This is a genomic window from Pricia sp. (assembly GCF_041745955.1).
Classification (GTDB): Bacteria; Bacteroidota; Bacteroidia; order Flavobacteriales; family Flavobacteriaceae; genus Pricia.
The window spans coordinates 1-3,894 of sequence record NZ_JBGTHY010000051.1; the positions used below are offsets into that span (position 1 = coordinate 1).

Below are 3,894 nucleotides of genomic sequence, written 5' to 3' on the forward strand. Positions count from 1 at the left end.
ACTGATCATAAGATCGGCCAAGGGCATATCGCCCTGATTGTCAATAGTGCCCACGATACTGAGCTTTTCGCGGCCTTTGTCCGTTATCTGCGAGTTTACTGAGAATTCGGTGAGGTCTTTATTGCCGACGATGCCGAGGGACAGATCGCCCAACCGGATATCGTTGATGGAAAAATCTTCGATGCCCAAGTTCGATGATGGAAGGTAAATATCATCCTTTTGAAGTATGTTCAAGGTGCCGTTCACCTCGCCCTGTAATTTCAGGCTGTCAATGGCAGGTGTGATTTTGTCCAACGATACGATTTTGAACTGCAGTTCGAGGTCTTTATACGTAGAATCTGCCAGTTCGCCACGAAGCCGGATCTGTTCTTCTTCGCTGTTGTTCATGACGATTTCCTGAATACTGATACTATCGAGGGTACGGTTGATGATTACCTTGTTCTTGTTGTCGTTGTTCTTGTTCAACACCCATGTATTGCCCTTAAAACTTACCTCGGAGGTCTTTAAACCGATAACGGATTTGTTATCGGCGTTAAAGGTGTGGTAAAAATTGAGGTTATAGCTGTCGTTGAAGTCGCTGCCGCCCTTGAATTCCGTTCTAAAGAAAAGGGTATCCTTTAAAGTGGTGTTGATCAGGTTAAAATCCTTGACATCATAATAGCGGTTCGAAAGATCGCCGACGGAAACAAAGGTGTTGAACAAAGGGTTCTTATTGTCAATCCGGATGTCGATATTGTCGGCCTTATTGCCAAAGGCCTCTATGCTCGGCGACTTGAAGTTCAGCTTGAAATCGCCTTCGTCGGCCACAATATCTCCCTTGATAAATGTATTGGGATCGAATTTTACCTCGGGAAAGAATACATCGACAATTTTATTGTAGATCTTAAAGTTAAAGGCCAGCGTCTGCCCGCTGGAAATCTTAAAAGGCCGATAGTTGGTATAAATACTTCCTAGGGAATTCTGGACCAATCGGCCTAGCTCCTTGACCTTGAAATTACCTTTCAGATATCCCGTGATAATGTCGGGGGAATTTATATCGATAATGCGGATGGAGTCGTTCTCGAAACTGGAGGACACTTTGAAATCCTCAAAATAATAGACATCGTTCTTGTTCTTGAAAACGGTCTTGGTAAATTTGATGTCCCCCCGCAGATCGTCCAAGGTGTTTCCAGTGACGTTCATGTTTACGTTGCCCTTAAAAATGGAAACGCTATCGTTGATAAAATTTAGGCGTTTGAGATCGGCATAGTCCACATTGGCATTAAAGTTAAAATCGTTGCGCGCAGATCCAAAATCCGCCAATCCGTTAAAATCGAATTTCACATTCTCGTCATCGGCGACCAGGCTTCCGTCAAAAAGTTGATCTTTTAAGATTCCGGAAACCTTGATATTTTTATACACATAATTGTTAAAATTGAGCGTATATACCTCCCCTATGACCTCGGTGTTCAGGGTTTTTTGTACGAAACCCTTTCCCTCGATATTGACATCCAAAGTAGTTTTTCCCAATCTTTTGTTATCCACAAAATCGCCCAGATCAAAATCGATCAACGAGATAAAACCTGTATAGGTCGCATTGTTGATGTCGTTCACTCCGTTTAAAGTTACATCCGCATAACTACTACCGATAGCGGTATTTAAATTCACTTTTGCGTCTATGTCAGTTTCTGTTATGGTGGCATTTCCTCGGATGGTAAACTGACCTAGTTTCTGAAAAACAACGGGCGGTAATGATTTACCGATAATATTCGGCATCAGGGATCTCAGTTCGTAATAGCTTGAACTTACGTTTTTCATATCGGCCTGCATGATAAAGGGCTTCTTGGTGAACAGGTTCTTGAAATTGAAATTGCCCCGAATACCGGTGTTGTCGGATTGTAAGAACAGTTGCTCGATACTCAGGTCGTTCAAAACCCCGCTGATCTGCGAAGAAAAGTTCACGGCTTTGCCCTTGCCGAACTGATCGTAAAGCAAGTTGATCTCGTCGAACGCCACGGTGGAATCGTCAAAGTCGGCGGTAAGCTTTACCTTGTTCAAAAAGTCCGCAAAATCTTCGCGTTGGTAATCGAATACCAGATTCCCCTTCAAACGGGATCTCGGGGTACGGATAAGCAACGAATCGAAGCGCATCTGCTCTCGTGTATATGTAAATTCGGTAGCCATTTTCTCGACCACAATGCCCCTATCGCTCTTGAATGACATCGCTTCGATATCGGCGGTGACCTGGGGGCCTGATATTTCAAAATCGGTCGCCCTAATATTGAGTCCCGTGAAATGCACCATTTGTTCGGTTTCCCGATTTTCGTCTAAAAGGATAAAATTACTATTGGCGATCTCGACATCGGAGGAAGAAAAGAAAAAGGACGGCCTATTCGGATCTTTTGGGCGGCCATCGTCCAGTTTATCGATAAACACCTCTAAGTTCGTGGTAGTGGTATCGCGATACGTCTTCAGTTTAAAATCGAGCTCGTCGATGACAATATCCCCAAATTCCAGTTGGCCCTTGATTAGGTTCCGAACGCTCAATATAGAGGTGGTGAGCTCACTGACGTAGAAAAGCGTATCCTTTTTATAATCGGCGATATAAACGCCCTTCAGATTGGTATTCCAGGAAATCAAGGAAATACGGAGCTTATCGATACTGATGTTCGTACCGAAGTCTTTGTTGATGGTATCTGTGGCATACCGGGCAAAACCGGTCTGAACAATGGGCAATGAGAGTATGAGCGTGCCCAAAACACTGATCAGCAAAAGCACCAGTACGGTCCGGATCAGTATTTTTCTCAGTTTTTTGATAGGGCGTTTAAATTCTATATGTTAGACTTGAGATTTCGAATACCTTTGCGTTCAATTTTTATTCCAAACCCGTTGAAAGATAAAACTATTTACATCCTTGCCATAGAATCTTCTTGTGACGACACATCAGCTGCCGTTCTAAAGGATAAAGAAGTGCTCAGCAATGTGGTGGCCACCCAAAAAATTCATGAGGAATTCGGGGGCGTTGTACCCGAACTTGCCTCGCGGGCGCACCAACAACATATTGTGCCCGTGGTGCACCAAGCTTTAGTCAAGGCAAATATCGACAAAAAAGTGGTATCTGCCATAGCTTTTACACGCGGACCGGGCCTTATGGGTTCTTTGCTCGTGGGCACCTCTTTTGCGAAGTCCCTGGCCCTGGGTCTGAACATTCCGCTGATCGAGGTAAACCACATGCAGGCCCATATTTTGGCTCACTTTATAGAGGAGGGGAATCAAGTTGAAGACGTTGACGGAAATGAAGGTAATGGCGAGGGCAAAAGCAAGGTCGAGGCCTGCAGACCCCCAGAATTCCCGTTTCTGGCGCTAACCATCAGCGGCGGTCATACCCAAATCGTTTTGGTAAAGGATTATTTTGATATGGAAATCCTGGGCGAAACTCTGGATGATGCCGTTGGGGAAGCCTTCGACAAAAGTGCGAAGATATTAGGATTGCCTTATCCCGGCGGGCCTTTGGTCGATCAATATGCCAAAGAAGGAAACCCCGATGCCTTTCCCTTCCCGAAACCCAAAGTAGACGGACTCAATTTCAGTTTTAGCGGACTAAAAACGAGTATTCTCTATTTTATACAAAGGGAAACTGCAAAGGATCCGGATTTTATAACCGATAATTTAAAGGATATCTGTGCCTCCATACAAAAAACTATAGTAGGTATTTTGATGGATAAGCTCAAAAAGGCCTCCAAGCAGACCGGCATTACCCGTATTGCGATCGGGGGCGGGGTTTCCGCCAATTCCGGTATCCGGATGGCCCTCAAAAAAGCCGAAAAAAAACACGGATGGAAGACCTACGTACCCAAATTCGAATACTGCACAGATAATGCGGCCATGATCGGTATTGTGGGGTATTTGAAATAT

The 3,894-nt window shown here is 44.5% G+C and carries 1 protein-coding gene and 1 pseudogene; one reads left to right on the plus strand and one right to left on the minus strand.

Translation table 11 applies throughout. From position 1 onward, the window contains the following. Positions 1–2,757: pseudogene (locus ACEW8S_RS01705) on the minus strand (translocation/assembly module TamB); the annotation flags it as partial. Positions 2,758–2,868: 111 nt separating this feature from the next. Here ACEW8S_RS01705 and tsaD point away from each other — a divergent pair. After that, the coding region (gene tsaD / locus ACEW8S_RS01710) for a tRNA (adenosine(37)-N6)-threonylcarbamoyltransferase complex transferase subunit TsaD (RefSeq protein WP_373516460.1) at positions 2,869–3,894 on the plus strand (1,026 nt) is incomplete at its 3' end.